At 69.2% G+C, this 16,121-nt stretch carries 18 protein-coding genes; 6 read left to right on the top strand and 12 right to left on the bottom strand.

What is annotated here, in order from left to right; all coding sequences use genetic code 11:
* Positions 1 to 12: 12 nt before the first annotated feature.
* The 4 genes from EDD27_RS16560 to EDD27_RS16545 all read right to left on the bottom strand — a co-directional run bounded on the left by EDD27_RS16560 (position 13) and on the right by EDD27_RS16545 (position 4,021).
* Entirely contained in the window at positions 13 to 945 is a 933-nt protein-coding gene (locus EDD27_RS16560) for an aldo/keto reductase (protein ID WP_127933233.1), read from the bottom strand.
* Complete coding sequence (locus EDD27_RS16555; RefSeq protein ID WP_277750718.1) at positions 942 to 1,628, bottom strand: response regulator; 687 nt, start codon at positions 1,626 to 1,628, stop codon at positions 942 to 944. The genes EDD27_RS16560 and EDD27_RS16555 overlap by 4 nt, the downstream gene beginning before the upstream one ends.
* Complete coding sequence (locus EDD27_RS58290; protein ID WP_127933232.1) at positions 1,625 to 3,613, bottom strand: sigma-70 family RNA polymerase sigma factor; 1,989 nt, start codon at positions 3,611 to 3,613, stop codon at positions 1,625 to 1,627. The genes EDD27_RS16555 and EDD27_RS58290 overlap by 4 nt, the downstream gene beginning before the upstream one ends.
* Positions 3,614 to 3,691: 78 nt before the next feature.
* A complete protein-coding gene (locus tag EDD27_RS16545; protein WP_127933231.1) occupies positions 3,692 to 4,021 on the bottom strand; it encodes a YciI family protein in 330 nt (109 codons plus the stop codon).
* Positions 4,022 to 4,167: 146 nt separating this feature from the next.
* Between EDD27_RS16545 and EDD27_RS16540 the strand changes: the two genes are divergently transcribed.
* Both EDD27_RS16540 and EDD27_RS16535 read left to right on the top strand, forming a co-directional pair.
* Positions 4,168 to 4,821: a DUF998 domain-containing protein gene (locus EDD27_RS16540; protein ID WP_127933230.1), complete on the top strand. Its 654-nt coding sequence runs from the start codon at positions 4,168 to 4,170 to the stop codon at positions 4,819 to 4,821.
* Between the two features lie 67 nt (positions 4,822 to 4,888).
* Positions 4,889 to 5,260 carry a DUF1801 domain-containing protein gene (locus EDD27_RS16535; RefSeq protein WP_127933229.1) on the top strand — a complete coding sequence of 124 codons (372 nt, stop codon included), beginning with the start codon at positions 4,889 to 4,891 and terminating at the stop codon, positions 5,258 to 5,260.
* A 59-nt stretch (positions 5,261 to 5,319) separates the two neighbouring features.
* Here EDD27_RS16535 and EDD27_RS55515 read toward each other — a convergent pair whose 3' ends face one another.
* From EDD27_RS55515 to EDD27_RS54230, 4 genes are all read right to left on the bottom strand, one after another.
* Positions 5,320 to 5,478, bottom strand: a complete 159-nt coding sequence (locus tag EDD27_RS55515; RefSeq protein ID WP_206641446.1) for a hypothetical protein — start codon at positions 5,476 to 5,478, stop codon at positions 5,320 to 5,322.
* Positions 5,479 to 5,727: 249 nt separating this feature from the next.
* Positions 5,728 to 5,970 carry a hypothetical protein gene (locus tag EDD27_RS59185; protein WP_241564074.1) on the bottom strand — a complete coding sequence of 81 codons (243 nt, stop codon included), beginning with the start codon at positions 5,968 to 5,970 and terminating at the stop codon, positions 5,728 to 5,730.
* Positions 5,916 to 6,110 carry a hypothetical protein gene (locus EDD27_RS59180; protein ID WP_479680942.1) on the bottom strand — a complete coding sequence of 65 codons (195 nt, stop codon included), beginning with the start codon at positions 6,108 to 6,110 and terminating at the stop codon, positions 5,916 to 5,918. The genes EDD27_RS59185 and EDD27_RS59180 overlap by 55 nt, the downstream gene beginning before the upstream one ends.
* A gap of 200 nt (positions 6,111 to 6,310) precedes the next feature.
* Positions 6,311 to 8,311, bottom strand: coding sequence for an ATP-binding protein (locus EDD27_RS54230; protein ID WP_164903641.1), 2,001 nt, complete (start codon positions 8,309 to 8,311; stop codon positions 6,311 to 6,313).
* Positions 8,312 to 8,658: 347 nt separating this feature from the next.
* On the opposite strand from EDD27_RS54230, the gene EDD27_RS16515 reads away from it, so the two are divergent.
* Positions 8,659 to 9,072: a PadR family transcriptional regulator gene (locus tag EDD27_RS16515; protein WP_206641445.1), complete on the top strand. Its 414-nt coding sequence runs from the start codon at positions 8,659 to 8,661 to the stop codon at positions 9,070 to 9,072.
* A 219-nt stretch (positions 9,073 to 9,291) separates the two neighbouring features.
* On the top strand, positions 9,292 to 9,888 hold the full coding sequence (locus tag EDD27_RS16510) for an HAAS signaling domain-containing protein (RefSeq protein ID WP_127933228.1): 597 nt from the start codon (positions 9,292 to 9,294) through the stop codon (positions 9,886 to 9,888).
* Between the two features lie 379 nt (positions 9,889 to 10,267).
* Here EDD27_RS16510 and EDD27_RS16505 read toward each other — a convergent pair whose 3' ends face one another.
* Both EDD27_RS16505 and EDD27_RS16500 read right to left on the bottom strand, forming a co-directional pair.
* On the bottom strand, positions 10,268 to 10,960 hold the full coding sequence (locus EDD27_RS16505; protein WP_127933227.1) for an iron-dependent transcriptional repressor DtxR: 693 nt from the start codon (positions 10,958 to 10,960) through the stop codon (positions 10,268 to 10,270).
* A gap of 8 nt (positions 10,961 to 10,968) precedes the next feature.
* Entirely contained in the window at positions 10,969 to 11,502 is a 534-nt protein-coding gene (locus tag EDD27_RS16500) for a YbhB/YbcL family Raf kinase inhibitor-like protein (RefSeq protein WP_127933226.1), read from the bottom strand.
* 162 nt (positions 11,503 to 11,664) lie between these two features.
* Here EDD27_RS16500 and EDD27_RS16495 point away from each other — a divergent pair, with 162 nt between their 5' ends.
* Complete coding sequence (locus tag EDD27_RS16495; RefSeq protein ID WP_127933225.1) at positions 11,665 to 12,369, top strand: GntR family transcriptional regulator; 705 nt, start codon at positions 11,665 to 11,667, stop codon at positions 12,367 to 12,369.
* Between the two features lie 177 nt (positions 12,370 to 12,546).
* On the opposite strand, the gene EDD27_RS16490 is transcribed toward EDD27_RS16495, so the two are convergent.
* Positions 12,547 to 13,020, bottom strand: coding sequence for a hypothetical protein (locus EDD27_RS16490; protein ID WP_206641444.1), 474 nt, complete (start codon positions 13,018 to 13,020; stop codon positions 12,547 to 12,549).
* A gap of 1,180 nt (positions 13,021 to 14,200) precedes the next feature.
* On the opposite strand from EDD27_RS16490, the gene EDD27_RS16485 reads away from it, so the two are divergent.
* Positions 14,201 to 14,449 (top strand): hypothetical protein, encoded by a 249-nt coding sequence (locus EDD27_RS16485; RefSeq protein WP_127933224.1) that lies wholly within the window; start codon positions 14,201 to 14,203, stop codon positions 14,447 to 14,449.
* A 420-nt stretch (positions 14,450 to 14,869) separates the two neighbouring features.
* Here the strand turns inward: EDD27_RS16485 and EDD27_RS16480 are convergent, their stop codons facing one another.
* Positions 14,870 to 16,030 (bottom strand): AAA family ATPase, encoded by a 1,161-nt coding sequence (locus tag EDD27_RS16480; RefSeq protein ID WP_127933223.1) that lies wholly within the window; start codon positions 16,028 to 16,030, stop codon positions 14,870 to 14,872.
* Between the last annotated feature and the right edge of the window lie 91 nt (positions 16,031 to 16,121).

Genomic DNA, 16,121 nt, shown 5'->3' with positions numbered 1-16,121 from the left:
GAATGGAGATGTTCACCAGGCGTACGCTTCCGGCGCGGGCTTGGCGCCGTTCGGCCCAGGCGGCGGGAACAGCTCATCCAGCCTGGCCAGCGTGCCCTTGTCAAGGGTGATCGCCAGCGCGCGCAGTGAGCCGTCGAACTGCTCGACCGTGCGCGGCCCGATGATCGGCCCGGTCACGCCGTCCTGCGCGAGTAGCCAGGCCAGCCCGACATGGGCCGGGTCCTCGCCGATGTCGGCGCTCATCTTCTCGTACGCCTCGATGGTTTCCCGGTGCTTGGCCAGGGTGTGGGCCGATCGCCCGGAGTCGCCTCGGGAGGCGCCGCCGTCCTTCTGTTTGCGCAGGACGCCGCCGAGCACTCCGCCGTGCAGCGGCGACCACGGGATCACGCCCAGCCCGTAGTGCCGCGCCGCGGGCAGCACCTCCAGCTCGGCCCAGCGGTTCATCAGGTTGTAGATGGACTGCTCGCTGACCAGCCCGAGCATGTGCCGCGACCGCGCGGCCTCCTGCGCCTGCGCGAGATGCCAGCCGGCGAAGTTGGACGAGCCGAAGTAGAGCACCTTTCCCTGCCGGCGCAGGACGCTGAAGGCCTCCCAGATCTCCTCCCACGGCGTGGACCGGTCGATGTGGTGCATCTGGTACAGGTCGATGTGGTCGGTGCCCAGCCGCTGGAGCGAGGCGTCGCACGCGCGCCGGATGTGCCGCGCGGACAGGCGGCTGTCGTTGGGCCAGGCCCGCATCGGCAGGTAGAGCTTGGTGGCCAGCACGGTCCTGTCGCGCCGGCCGCCGCCCGCGGCGAACCACCGGCCGATGATCTGTTCGGTGACGCCTTCGCCCTGCGGTGTGCCGTACACGTTGGCGGTGTCGAAGAAGTTGATGCCGTGCTCATGCGCACGGTCCATGATCGCGTGGCTGTCCGGTTCGGAGGTGTCCTGCCCGAAATTCATGGTGCCGAGGACGAGCCGGGGTACGGACAGTCCGCTGCGGCCCGGTCGCGGGCGCCGAGTTTGGTGAGCAGGCTGGCGACGTGGGCTTTGGCGGTGCCTGGGCTGATGTGCAGGTGGGCGGCGATCTCGGCGTTGGACAGGCCCCGCCCGACCAGGGTCAGCACCTCGCGTTCTCGCGCGGTGACGCCCGCCAACTCGCGCGACCGCGGGCGCGGTTCGGGGCGGCCGGCGAACTCGGCGATGAGGCGGCGGGTGACGCTGGGCGCGATCAGGGCGTCGCCGGCTGCGACCACGCGGACGGCGGACAAGATGTCCTCCAGCGCCATGTCCTTGACCAGGAACCCGCTCGCCCCGGCCCGCAGCGCGGCGTAGACGTTGCCGTCGTCGTCGAACGTGGTGAGCATGATCACGCGGGTGTCCGGGGCTTCGGCGGTGATGGTCTGGGTGGCCTCGATGCGGTCCATGCCGGGCATGCGGATGTCCATCACGACGAGGTCGGGACGTAGCTGCCGGGTGAGCTGGACGGCTTGGGCTCCCGTCCCGGCTTCGCCGGCGACGATGACGTCGGGAGTGCCGTCGATGACCATGCGCAGACCGGCGCGGATGAGCGGCTGGTCGTCGGCGAGCACGACGCGGATGGTCAACGCTTCCAACTCGATGATCAGCTTGGAGGGGTCGCTCAAGGGTTTCTGCCGGGCGTGTCCCGGGGTTTGAGGCGGCGGAGGGTGTAGCCGTTGCCTGCCGGGTCCAGGTGCCTGGTGGCCTGTTTGAAGAGGTATTCGGCTCGTTCGTAGGACAGGCGGCGGCGGCCGGTGTGCGGGCACAGGTCGGCGGGTGCCGGGGTGCGGGCCGGTGCAGGCCGCCGGTCGGAGAGGAACAGCGGCCCGCTGGTCCGGCCGGCGATCAGGTCGGGCAGCAGCCGGGCGGTTCGCGAGCGCCAGGTGACCCACGTGCGGCCGGCGCGGGCACGGCGGTCGTCCAGGTCGAGGTCCTCGACGTTCAGCGACAGCACGGTCGACACCGGCGCCGCCGACTCGTGCAGCAGGCTCCAGAGGGTGCGTTCCCGCAGCGACAGGTCGGAACGGCCCCAGAGGGCGTCCAGGGGCGCCGGGCCGTCCAGTTTTGTCGTGGCGCGGGGCTCGGGGCGACGCTGCAGGCCCGCGGCCAGGCCGTCCAGGCCCGCCCAGGTGGCGAACGAGCGGATGGTGGAAAGGTGCCGGTTCCACGTCTTGACCGCCGTACGGCCCCAGGCGGTGGTGGCCACGCGGGTCACCTGGTCGGCGGTCACGGAGGTGAGCGGGGTCTGCTCGCCCAGGCCCAGGCACAGGCGCCGCAGCGTCTGGGCGTACGAGCGCAGTGTCTGGGGATCGAGGTCGGGGCGGCTCAAGAAGTCGCGGACGGTCTGACCCAAGGTGGCGCCGGCGGGCTCGTCGGCGGTGATCAGTTCGGCGCGGCGCAGGAGGAAGGCCCGTTCGGCGGTGTTGCCGGTGAGGGACGCGGCGCGCTGGAACTCCAGCCGTGCCTCGTGGTGGCGTCCCAGCCGCAGCAGCAGGTCGCCGCGGACGCTGGGGAGCAGGTGGTAGTGCTGCAACGCCGGGTCGGTGGTCAGGGCGTCGACCAGGTCGAGCCCGGCCTGCGGCCCCTGTGCCATGCCGACGGCCACGGCTTGGTTGAGTCGCACGACCGGGGTGGGCGTCAGCCGTACGAGGGCCTGATAGAGGGAGGCGATGCGGGGCCAGTCGGTGTCGGCGGCGGTGCGGGCCTGGGCGTGGCAGACCGCGATCGCGGCCTGGAGGACGTACGGGCCGGGTGCGCCGCCGGCCTGGCGGGCGCGCAGCATCGCGGCGAATCCGCGGCGGATGCGCAGTTGGTCCCAGCGTCCCCGGTTCTGCTCGTGCAGCGGAACCGGCTCGCCCGACGGGCCGGTACGCGCGGCCGCGCGGGAGGTTTGGATCTCCATCAGCGCGACGAGGCCGTGCACCTCGGCCTGGTCGGGCGTCAGGTCGGCCAGCATGGTGCCCAGCCGCAGCGCCTCCAGGCACAGCCCGGGGCGCATCAGGTCGTCTCCGGAGGCTGCCGCGTACCCCTCGTTGAAGATCAAATAGATGACCTCCAGCACCGATGACAGGCGCTCGGCCATGTGCGTCTCGTCCGGGAGCTCGAATCGTACGTGATGCTCGGCCAGCGTCTGTTTGGCCTGGGCGATGCGCCGTACGATCGCCGGTTCGGCGACCAGGTACGCCCGGGCGATCTCCGCCGCGCTGAGCCCGCCCAGCAGCTTGAGCGTGAGCGCGGCTCGGGCCGGGGCCGGCAGCACCGGGTGGCAGGACAGGAACATCAGCCGCAGCGTGTCGTCGCGTTCGGTCTGCTGCTCGTCGGCGTCCTCGGGGAGCCGGCGCAGTTCATGGGCGAGGTGCTCGTTGGCGCGTTCTTGCCGCTGGGCGCGCCTGATGTGGTCGACGGCGCGGCGCTTGGCGATGGTCATCAACCAGGCGCCGGGGTTGGCGGGGACGCCTTGGGCGGGCCATCGTTCCATCGCGGCGACCAGGGCGTCCTGGGCCAGTTCCTCGGCCAGGCCGACGTCGCGCACCAGCCGGGTCAGCCCGGCGATGATCTTGGCGGACTCCAGTTTCCAGACCGCGTCGATCGTGCGATAGGGGTCGGTCACGGCAACGATGACAGCACCGCCCCGGCCCGCGCGGCAAGCCGGCGGGGGCCCGGGCGGGGCGTCGGCAGGGTCAGGAACTCAGGGGCCGAACACCTGGCGGATCTCGCTCACCCCGTCGCCGACGATCTTCCGGAAGCGGCGGGCCAGCTCGATCACCTCTTCCTTGGAGCGCACCTCCACCAGCGCGAACCCGACGATGGCCTCCTTGGCCTCGGTGAACGGGCCGTCCGTCACGGTGATCTCGTCTCCGGAGGAGGTCATGCGGATGCCGCCCGGCTCCAGCCCGCCGGTGGCCAGCAGGATGCCCTTGGCGGTCATCTCCTCGATGAACGCGCCCATCTCCGCGTACAGCTTCTCGTCCGGGGCGGGGGCGGTGTCGGTGGCCCTGGTCGTCATCAGGTAGCGCATCAGGTGGTCTCCCTTGATCTCGCGGCTTACGTCCGCCTAGACGTCGATCGCCAGTATGTGACAGGGAATGCTGGCGTTCCCTGTCACATTGGCCGATCGACGTGTGGGCGACAAGCGAAGAGCACAAGCCGAGAAAGGCAACTGACATGATCGCCATCCACGCCCCCGCCACCGTCTCGCCCACCACCCGTACCCTGCTCACGTGTGCGGCCGTCGCCGGGCCTCTGTGGTCGGTGGTGTCCCTGACCCAGGCCGCCACCCGCGAGGGCTTCGACCTGACCCGCCACCCGCTGAGCCTGCTGAGCACCGGCTCGCTGGGCTGGCTGCAGATCGCCAACTTCGTCCTGGCCGGAGCCCTGAGCATCGCCGGTGCGGCCGGACTGCGCCGGGCCCTGCGCGGTGCCCCCGGCGGCACGTGGGCGCCCCTCCTGCTCCGCGTCACCGGCATCGGCATGATCGCCGCCGGCGTGTTCGTCATGGACCCGGGCGACGGCTTCCCCGCCGGTACCCCGGCCGGGTCCGGGACGCTCAGCTGGCACGGCCTCGGCCACATGGCCGCGGGCTCGATCACCTTCATCGCGCTGATCGCCGCCTGCCACGTGCTCGGCCACCACTTCTACCGTGCCGGGCACCCCGGCCACGCCCTCGCCTCCCACCTCGCCGGCGCGGCGCTCCTCCTTGGCGACGCCTGGGCGATGAGCGGCGGCACGGCCGGCTCCCTGACCCTGGCCGTCGGCGCCATCACCGCGATGATCTGGGTCTCGTGGGTCGCGGCCCGCTACCGCCGCCGCACCGTCTGAGCCCACACCGACCCGCCGACCTTGACGAACCCGACCCCGCCCCGAACCGAGCGCGAAGGATCCCGCAATGCCCATGTTCACCACCGTCGAGGACTACATCGCCTCCCTGCCCGAACCCCAGCGTCAGGTGGCCGACCGGCTGCTGCCCTTGATCGAGCAGGTGCTGCCGGGCGCCGGCGCCCTCTGGCACGGCCACCCGGTGTGGAGCCTCGGCGACAAACCCGGCAAGTCCCCGGTCTGCTTCGTCAAGGCCTACCCCGCCCACCTGACCTTCGGATTCTGGCGCGGCAGGCAGATCACTGACCCCTCCGACCGCCTCCAGCCCGGCGCCCGGGACATGGCCTCGATCAAGCTGCGAACCTCCGACGACGTCGACGCTGACGTGTTCACCGGCTGGCTGGTCCAGGCGCGGGACCTCGAAACGCCGGCCAACTCATGATTCACCTGCTCGACCGTCGCAGACCGGCGGATCAGGGGATGAGGTCCCTTCCTGAAGCGTCAGACGGAGCGCTTGACGAAGGCCAGGGCGGTGTCGCAGACCTCCCGCCAGCCGCCGTCGATGGTCAGGGAGTGTCCCCAGCCGGGCATCTCGATGATCTCGGTGACCGCGTGCTCGTTGCGCTCTGCTTCTTGTACGAGGCGTGGACGATGGCCCACGGGACGGTGTGGTCCTTTTCGCCGGAGATGCGCAGCAGCGGGCCCCGGTTCTCCGCGGTGCTGTCGACCTTGGTCTCGCTCCACGGATTGAAGTTGGCCACCGCCGCCTGGAACAGCGGCGCGCCGGGGCCGGCACGGAGAAGCGCTCGTACAGCTCCTTGGCCTCCTCCTCGCTGACCGCGTTGGCGAAGGCGTAGCGGAACTGCTCGTACGTCAGCGGCACCGCGCGGTGGACGTTGGCCGGGTTGGTCAGCACCGGCGCGGCGGCGCGCAGGGAGGAGAAAGGCAGGGGAAGCACGCGGAGACCCGATTCGGCTCGCGGCCGACTCGCGCGCGCGTCCTGCCCGAATGACACTGGCCCAGGTACGCCTCGCGTACGCGGGGGTCGGCGAGCAGTTGTCTGGCGGGGCTTGAGAGGGTCGTGCGGCCGAGGTCGATCACGTAGATGTGGTCGGCCAGAGTGAGGGCGGCGAGAGCGTTCTGCTCGACCATGAGGATCGTGGTCCCCGGCCCCGGAGTACGGCGATGGTGTCGAGGATCTGCCAGCTCATGATAGGGGACAGGCCCATGGTGGGCTCGTCGAACATGAGCAGCCTCGGTCTGGCCATCATGGCTCTGCCGATCGCCACCATCTGCTGCTCGCCGCCGGAGAACAGCCCCGCCCGCTGAGTCCGCCGCTGCCCCAAGATGGGGAAGAGATCGTAGACGAGTGCCGCGTCCCAGGAGCGGGTTCTCCTCGACGGTCATCCCGGCGAACAGCCTGCGGCCTTCCGGGCACAGCGGCCCGATGGCGCGGGCACCCTGCAGCGCCGAACCAACACGATGTGGCGGCTCAGGTGGATCGATACGCCGGTGCGTTGGTGCCATACAGTTCCCGGTGCCACAGATCGGCGCAGAGGCGTTCGATGCCGGCCGTCAGGTGGCGGCGGTAGGTGGTGAAAGGCAGGCCGAGGTGTTCCGCGGCCAACTCCTGGGTGGATGCGCCGCGCAGAAACGTGACGGACAGCGCCCGGTGAAACTTGACCGAGCGCGGATCCTCGCGCAGGTCGTCGATCGCTTGGCGGAGCAGGTCACCCAGTGCTGCGGCCGGGTCCTGCCCGGCCCGCTCGGCGATCAGCCTGGTGCGCGTCAGCGGGGAAGCGGCCAGCGCGTCCAGCCGTGACAGCTGGCGCAACGCCTTGCGGACCGCCTCGGCGAACTCCGCCTGGGACAGCACCGCCAGTTCCGCCGTCGCGGCACTCGGGCCGTCGGCACAACCATCGACGAGCAGGTGGTTCATCCGCTCCAGCCACGCCTGCACCGGCACCGCCCGCCAGTCATGAACGAACAGGGTGTATACGTCATCTCCCAGCCGCGGCTGATCGGAGATGTTACGCATCCCGTACCGCCGTAAATGCTCCACCCAGGCTTTGTTCGGACGCTGTATCGCGATATATGACCAGGCCATCCGCTCGGCCCGCAAACAATTGCCGATCACCCGCCATTGGATCAAATCCATCACCGGCGAATTCCCGCGATACGGCGGCAGCACCCACAGCCGGCAGACCGCCAGATGTTCACCGGCGCGCAACGGCGTGGTAGCACGCGCATGCACCCACGCTTGGGCCACGATGGGATCGGCGGCCAGTTCCTGCTCATCGAGTTCCGCCAGGCGCAACCACGCGGAGAAGGCCACAGGCTCGCCGGTTTCGGTCCGTCGATACAGCCGGAACGCCTCCGGCTGACGTTCGGCCCAGAAGGCGGCGCAGCCCGCCGACGCCGCACCCTCCGCTGTCGCCGCCACCCGGAGCAACGTGCCGACGTCCTCTTGACGCAACACCTCTTCCTGGAATTCGCCCTCGTCGCGGCAGCGGTGGAAATCGGCCGACGCACCGTTGCCGCGATGCAGGTACAGCAGTGCCGCCACCGCGCCCAGCACGTCCGCATCGCTTGCCGTGCGCACCCTCTCCGCCAGATGCGCATGCATGCGGTCGTGCATCACCGCATACCCCTCGGGATCCCGCCATCGCAGGTCCGCCTCCAACAGCTCCCGCACCATGTCATGGGGAAACAGCCCGAGACTGCTCGACTCCACGAACGGCAACCTCCGCAGCCAGCCGAACAACCTCCCGGCATCCTGCGGTAAGGCCGCCCGCAGCAGGTCCTCCGTGGTCATGTGGGCATGTGCGCAGATCTCCAGAGCATGCCGATGCGCCGCCGAAGGCAGCTCGCCCACCAGCTGATCCAGCAACGTGGCCACCACGTCCTGATTCGGCTTCCACCGCCTGCTGGCCCCGCCGTCCTTCACCGCCACGGCCGCCCCCAGCAGCAGCGCCAGCGGATGACCGCCGGCAAACGCCAGCAGCGGCTCGCGCAGCTCGGCCGCCACCCCGCAGGAGTCCAGCAGGGCCTGCGCATCTCCGGCCCGCAGGTCACGCAGCGGCAGCACCTCCAGCGCCCCTGCCCATCCCGGATCCGCCTGCCACCGCATATCCGGCGGATATCGCCCTGCGATCACCACCAGCACCCCCATCGGCACCCGCGGCAAGAACCGCTCGCGCAGCCATCCCTCCAAGCCCTGAACGCGATCGAAGTCGTCGACCAGCAGCACCGCGTCCGCATCACCAAGCACCAGCTCGGCCTCGGCCTCGAACGCCGCCGGCGACGGCTCCACCGTGCGCCCGTCCACCGCCGACACCGGCCGCCCCGCCACCGCGGCCTCATGTGCGAACCACCGCAACAAGGCCGACTTCCCGATGCCGCCGGGACCGTGTACGTACAGAACGCTGCAGCCGCCGCCGTACAACGCCGCATGGAAAACCGCGAGCTCTTCCTCTCGCCCCAAGAACGCCATCTGGCGCGCTGCTTGCAGCCGCCATCCCAGCAATCCTGACTTATTGGTACTCCCCGATGACATTTCCCTAACTCCTCTCCTCTCCCAGCACTCGGTCGACACTGAGGCTTTCCGGGTAACGGTTCGCGACGCTGTGTGATCTTGGGGCGCGCTGGGCCGGAGGTGCATGTGAAAGCCGCGGGTGTCCTGAACGCTATGAGGCCGGCGGCTCGGAATCGTCACCACACAGTGGACATCTGCGGGTAGCTCGCACAGGGGACAACGCTGTCGCCCCGTCGTGAGGACGTTGAGCGCCTGGCGGACCCGTGAGCGCCCCGGCTGACCCTCTCGGGCGAGGTGGCGCCAGCATGCCGGTTGCCGACTTCTACGAATCTAGACCAGTCTCACTTCCGAACTACGGAGAGAGCGAGACCATGACAGGCATCGACCCTTCGCATGGCTGGCTTCGGGGCACGTTGGAGCTCGCTGTCAGTGCCGTGCTGGCCGAAGATGATCTGCACGGCTACGGGCTGATCCAGCGCATCGCAGAAGCGGGACTGGGCACAGTGCGGGGCAGCGTGCTGTACCCCGTCCTCGGCCGCATGGAGAACGAAGGCCTCATCGAGGCGCAGTGGACCGCGGGTCAGGGCGGCCCCGGGCGGAAGGTGTACCGGCTCACCGAGGCAGGTCACTCCCGGTTGCGCGACGAGGCCGCCGGGTGGGCGTTGTTCGCGTCCTCGATGAGTGCACTGCTCACGCGTGTGGAAGGAACGAAAAAATGATCACTGGTGAAGATCTCTGGCTCGACCGGGTTCGGGTGCACTCGCGGGAGGAGGTGCGTCGAAGGAGTTGATCGACGCGGTCGCGGCCGAGGTACGTGAGCATTGTGCGATGAGCGGCGAACGTCCCGAGGCGGCGTTCGGCCAGCCGGACGAGTACGCAAGGGCGGCCCTGCGGGAACGAGTGCCTCTGGAAGTCCGGCCGACCTCGACCAGTTCGGCATGTCCGGCGCCGAGCGCCGATCCGAGGTCGTCGCTCAGTTCGGATTGCTGGTGCTCGTCGCAGGTGTGTCCGCCTGGGCCGGCACCGGGCTCATGTTGCCGGTGACAGTGGCGGGGGCGATCGGAACGCTCGTACTGGCCGCCGGCGTGATCGTCGCTTTGCACGCCGTACACGTGATGAGGGCCGAAGAACACCGGTGGCCTGTCATCGCGAGGTCGTGGTGCCTCGCGCTGGCCATGGGAGCAGGCGCGGCGGCGGCGTTCCTGTTGCCGCCCGTCGTGCGGCTGACCGTCGTCCCGACACCGCTGATCGTTGTCCTGGGAGCCGTGATCCTGGGATGGGCCTTCACCCGCAAAGGCACGCCCAAGGCACGGAGGGTGCCTGCCGACGGCGACGAGCGGCTGAGCCGGCTGCATTCGCTGCTGATCGGGCGTTACCGGATGCCGGGCGCACAGGTGAAGGACATCGTGGCGGAGGTTCGCTCCCACCTCGACGCCAGCGGCGCATCGCCGCTCGAGGAGTTCGGGACCGCCGACCAGTATGCCGCGACCGTGGCGGCAGGCAAGCCGAACAAGTGGTGGCGGCGCTGGTTCTGATCAGCGTCTCATCGCGGCCGTGGCCGGCAACTGCGCTCAGCGCGCGCACGAAACAGGTGTTGTGCGGCATCCTGTTCTGCTCTACACCGGCATCCGTGGGAGTTCCTGCGCCAGAAGTCAGTTCGGCTGCTGTGACTACTGTGAAAGCCGCGGGACCCTACTGCGAAGTGGTCCTCTCACAGATCAACTTCACAGGGGTCCCGCGCTCGATGAGTGGCGCACTTGTGCACACCTTCGGCTGAATCCGGGGGATCGCGCCGCTGGTCGCGGTGACATCGCGGGTTGCCGCAACGAGGATGGGCCCTCGGCCGCGATCGCGGTCGAGGGCCCATCCTCGTGCCTGCGCGGGCCACGGCAACAGGCCGGCGCCCGGCCGGGCTCAGCGCTTGGTCACGAAGACGTGTGCGGCGGTCTGCGTGGGGAGTTCGGCGGCCTCCCCGTCGCTGCCGACCATCACGCCGCCGGGCGACGACGTCACGCTCACGATCGCGCCGGGCTGCACCCCGGCATGCCGCAGGGTGTACATCAGCTGGGGGTCGGTCTGGATCGGCTCCCCGATGCGCCGTACGACCGCGCTCGCGCCGTTCGGCCCGGGCTCCAGGTCGCTGAGACTGACCATGTTCTCGTCGAGGAACGGATCCACGATGCTCTTCTCGCCGAGCTCCTCCAGGCCCGGGATCGGGTTGCCGTAGGGCGACTGCGTCGGGTGCCGCAGCAGCTTCAGGACGCGGCGTTCGACGGCCTCGCTCATCACGTGCTCCCAGCGGCATGCTTCGGCGTGGACCTGCTCCCACTCCAGCCCGATCACGTCGACGAGCAGGCACTCCGCGAGCCGGTGCTTGCGCATCACGCGCGTGGCGATCTGCCGGCCCTGCTCCGTCAGCTCCAGGTGCCGGTCGTCGGCGACGTGCAGCAGACCGTCGCGCTCCATGCGGGCGACGGTCTGGCTGACGGTGGGGCCGCTTTGGTTCAGGCGCTCGGCGATGCGGGCGCGTAGGGGGACCACGTCTTCCTCCTCGAGCTCCAGGATGGTGCGGAGATACATTTCCGTGGTGTCGATGAGTCCGGACATGCTGTTGGTCAGGCGGGGGTTTCGGCGGTGGCGGTCAGGACCGCGCGGCCGAGGATGTGGCCGGCCATGGTGAAGCCGAGGAAGGCCGGGGTGGTGTCGGCCGGGACGCCGATGTGCTCGACGTCGAGGGCGTGCACCACGATGAAGTAGCGGTGGGGGCCGTGTCCGGCCGGCGGCGCGGCGCCGATGAAGCGGGCTGCGCGGGCGTCGTTGGGCAGCTGGAAGGCGCCTTCGGGCAGGCCCGAGCCGGTGTCGTCGCCGGCGCCCTCGGGCAGTTCCGTGACGGTGGTGGGGATGTCGGCCACGGCCCAGTGCCAGAACCCGGACCCGGTGGGGGCGTCGGGGTCGTAGATGGTGACGGCGTAGCTCTTGGTCCCTTCCGGGGCGCCGCTCCAGGACAGCTGCGGGGAGATGTCCTTGCCGCCGGGGACGCCGGAGGAGAACTGCTCGGGCGACCAGGCAGCGCCGTCGGTGATGGTGGTGCTGGCAACGGTGAAGGAGGCCGCCTCGGGGAGGCGGGCGAAGGGGTCGTTGGCGTTCATCGTGTCGTTCCTTTCAGGCCGTGCTGCGGGGTGGCGGTGATGCGGCCGACGCAGAGCCCGCAGAGTCGCGTAGAGGCACCGCCGTCGCCTTTCACTCATCGACCACCAAATCGACTATAGCAGAAATAATCGATTATTTATGGGATCGTCTATGGTGGAGATATGACCCAGACGGCCCACACCTCGACCTCGTCGGGAAAGCAGATGCTCTCCGAGCAGGTCTACGCACACCTGCGGGACGCGATCATGCGCGGGGACTACGCCCCTGGTGACGCCCTCAAACCGCAGGACCTTGCCAAGGAACAGGGCGTGAGCCTGGCCGTGGTGCGCGAGGCGCTGGTGCGGGTGGTCGGCGAGGGCCTCGCCGACCGGCTGCCCAACCGTGGCTTCGCCGTCCCGGCCTTCTCCGACCGCCGCTGGCAGGAGATCGCGGAGGCCCGCCGGACCATCGAACCGGTCGTGCTACGCATGTCCATCGAGCGCGGCGACGTCGACTGGGAGGCCCGCGTACGAGCCGCCCACCACCGTCTGGCCCGTACCCCGGCCTACGTGCCGCAGGAGAGCGAGTACTACAGCAGCGCATGGGCCGAAGCCCACCGGGTCTTCCACCGCACCCTGCTGGAGGGTTGCGGCAATCCCGTCCTGCTGGAGACCTTCGACCGGCTGTGGACCGCGAGTGAGCTGGCTCGCCGCTTTTCGGCGCACCGCGCCCCCGACCGGGACCACGTTGGCGAGCACCGCCGGCTGGAGGAGGCGGCGCTGGCCCGCGACGCCGACACCGCGGCCGAGGCACTGGCCCAGCACCTCACCCAGACCGCGGCCGGACTGACCGGCTGTACCCACGACGAACCCGCGAAGGAAGCCTGATGCGTCTCGCCAACCTAGCCGGACTACCGGGCCCCTCACTCGGGTCCATGCAACCAGTCCAAAAGTAGCTCTATGTAATCACCGCTACGGTCAGTCACGTTAAGGAGCCCGGCGGGCTTGTCTTATCGTGACTGGCCGTTCTGATGCCGGTGGGCCTACGGGGGCGACCACTAAGCCTCAATCAACGGGGGTATCAAGCCAGGAGCCCTTGAGCATGAGGGTACGGCCGCTGAACTCTGCCAGAGAATTCCATGCGAGTATCCGCTTGGGGACGAGGCGGATGTACAGGAACATGTCCGGGGCATTGCGTGGGTCTGTCGATACCTTTGCGTACGCCTCGGCTGAGGCGACGTCGATGTTGGGCACGTCGAGCAGAATCGTGTAGGCATCGATCAGGACGACGTCGGCGGTGTCCCCGATCGCCAACCGCGCCGTTGGCCTCGCTCGCAGGTTTGAGACCGTGCGACTGCGGCGGAAGGTCGCGGTAGTCACGGTCGAGCCGTTCCAGACGTAGGCGACCGGGATCAGGTGTGCCCCGTGACCGTCGCTCCCGGTGGCCAGCCACATTTGGAATCCGCTGCTCAGACGGTCAAGGGTGTCGGCTCGTCGCTGTGGGAGGTCACGTGCTGGCGGCAGGGTTGCCGAGGACATGGCTACTCCTTCATGAGGGCTCATATCCTGAAGACGAACGGGCGAGGGACAGATTCGACGCTGCCCATGAAAACGTGCGGTGCCGGGCTGGTCCTGCCCGTGCCGGCGCCGCCTCGGCCACCGCGCCACCTGGCCCGCATCGATGCAGGCCAGGCAAATCCGACCAAAATTTCCCCGAGACTACAGAGAGGCCGTTCCGCCACGCTGGTCAGATGTCGTCGTCGTCCTCGGCGGCATTCGGGTCGCGCAGGTCGCGGATGGCGCCCCTCGGTGGCGAGCGTCCTGCACATGCTCCGCGACCACGACGGCAGAACCAGCACCGATCCCATGCGGCGGACGCGGCGGCTCGATGACTTCGCCGTTGTCCCGGCCCGCCCACTCCAGGCAACGCATGCCGGAGCCAAGCGAGTCGATTCAGCCGGTGTATGAGCCGGTGTACGAAGTGGTGAAGGTCGTCCGCCTGCCCGTGCCCAACGAGATCCGCGAACCGGACTGCATGATCGGCCCGAAGGTCTGGGTCAGACGGCGGATCCGCCGCCTGACTCCCTGGCTCGTGCCCCGCCAGGCACCGCCTGCACGCTGCTGGTACCACCAGGTGGACTGGCGCCAGGCCGCAGAGGCAGCCATGCGTCTGGTCCGCCAGGCCCAAGCCGCTGGCCTACCGGGGGAATCGAGCCGAACACTGAACCCAACGCCGAATGGCGCTACTGCGAGGGGCAACACCGTGTGGCGGCCAGCTCGACCAGGGGGTGCGGCAGACCGTCGTGCAACGGTGGGAGCCGTTCGACCCCGCCACCGGCCTGCCGATCCGGCAGTAGACGGCGGGTCGACAGGGCTGAGCGGTGCCAGCCCTGGCCCAACCCCGTGCGTCACGGGGCGCTTCGTCGGCCTGGCCAGCTGGCAGCACGGGGGGACGTCCTCGGTGATCTGCTCAACAGCCCCGTAGTCGACGATGGGCAGGAAGTGGACGCGCTCCAACGGGAGCCAGTCCTCAGGGGGAACCAGCCCTCCCCGCGGCCAGGGGGTGATCTCTGTCCAGGACACCAGCGCTTCTTCGCGCCCGTCGGCGAAAGTGCGTCTCTTGAGCAGGTAGCCGGCGCCGTCGGGTGGGAGCTTGACTACTGGTGGGTCGGACATCCTCTTCAGGACGTAGCGGGTCGACGTCCCTTCCTCGAGCTCCGTGACGACGATGTCGCCGTTCTGGTTCTCCAGTTTCCGGTTGATCTCCCCGCCGACGAACTCGGCCTGCCAGCCCGCCCCGAAGACGCCCAACTCGGGCCGGGTGGCCGGGGCCGACTACGGCCGGGCCAGATCGCCTCCGGTCAGAGCCACGCCGTGCTCGCGGCTGATCATCCCTGCGGACACGTCCAGCTCGGAGAGCTTGAAGGTCTCGGTGTCGGAGGAGTACTGGCCGGGGCCGATCTCCTGAACGTCGGCCGGCGGGGGTCGGCGAGCGCCGTGGCGGAGACCTCCGGGGCGAGGAAGGGGAGGAGTGCTAATCGGCGCACGTGGTGCCTCCAGGTAAGGAGAAAAAGTGATTTGATCACCTGGAGAATAAATGCCGGTAAAAGCACATGGCAAGATTGGACATTTCCATGGAACGATGTTCAAATCGCTTACGAAGCCATGTTGCAGGGCGCCGATGAATTCATGTGTTCGCGCAGTTCAGCGGCCACCTGATGTGTTTATGGAGAATTTGTGGCAATGGTGTGGAGACTTCGAGAATAATGTCTTGGCAGCGTCTTGACAGTATGACGTAAAGGCGTATTCGGTTTATTCACCGGTGCGGGAAGGCAGGAAAATGAACGACGCCGGCCACCCGCGGACCGGCTGGTCCGGCTTGTGAGGGTCATCGCTTGGGCCAGTGCCAGGCGGGCTCGTCCAAGGGTTCCTGCCCCACGATGCGCGTCTGGCCGAACTCCTTGGTCAGTTCGATGGCGTTCGCGCCCGCGTCGCGAAGCGCCGCCATCAACGCGGCGGCGTGCGTGACGACCAGCACCTGGGCGTGCGCCGACGCGGTGACGACCAGGTCGGCGAGCGGAGCGAGCAGATCCGGGTGGAGACTGGTCTCCGGCTCGTTGAGCACCAACAGCGCCGGAGGACGCGGGGTCAGCAGCGCCGCGGTCCACAGCAGGTAGCGCAGGGTGCCGTCGGACAGCTCCGCGCCGGTCAGTGGCCGGAGCAGCCCATGCTGGTGAAAGGCGAGCTCGAACCACCCGTTCTGCGCGCGGACCTCGATCCGGCTGCCCGGGAACGCGTGGTCGATCGCCTTGTCCAGGGCGTCGCGATCCCCGATCTCCCGAATGGTCTGCAACGCCGCCGCGAGGTCTGCGCCGTCATGCCCCAGGACGGGCGTGCGCGTGCCGACCTGCACCGTCCGCGCGGGCGCGTGGGCGTCGGTACGCACATGGTCGTAGAAGCGCCACGAGCGGATCAGCTCGCGCAGGGTGAGCAGGTCCGGCGCGCGGTAGGGGTCGGCCAGCTCGCTGAGCATGCTGTCGAACGGTCCCAGCGCATACGGCATCGGCTGCCAGGCGCCCTCGGCGTCCCGTACGCGGGCGACCGCGTTGCTGCGGTCCGCCAGCAGCGTCGAGGAGCGCAGCACCGGGCCGCCCCAGACCGCCTCGCGCTTGATCTCGGGATCGAGCGCGAAGGCCGAACTTGAGGGTGTGGGCAGGCCGAGGTCCATGGCGTAGCCGTACTCGTCGCCGGAGAAGCCGAGCCGCAGGCTGACCGGCCCCTTCCGCCGCGTCCCCTGGACCGGGTGACGTCCTTCCCGTACGGCCCGGCCCAGGTGCTCCGGCCCGGCCCACAGCGTGGACGGCAGACCGCCTTCCCTGGCCAGCGCGGCCACCGCGCCGTTCCGCGCGGAGTCGGCCAGCAACCGCAGCGCGCGGTAGAGGTTGGACTTTCCGCTGCCGTTGGCGCCGATCACCACGTTGAGCCGGTGCAACGGGAGGATGAGATGACGCAACGACCGGTAGTTCTCGACTGCGAGCGTGGTGAGCATGAACCTGCTTAATGCCGTCCGGCCAATACGCGCATGACGATACCCGGCCATGGACGGTGACCCGCTGCCCTTGGGCCGAACGGTCGCGCAT

Origin of the sequence: Nonomuraea polychroma, assembly GCF_004011505.1 — a bacterium.
GTDB classification, from domain to species: domain Bacteria; phylum Actinomycetota; class Actinomycetes; order Streptosporangiales; family Streptosporangiaceae; genus Nonomuraea; species Nonomuraea polychroma.
Note: the sequence above shows the minus strand (reverse complement) of the source record. Positions and strands in the feature narration are given on the sequence as shown.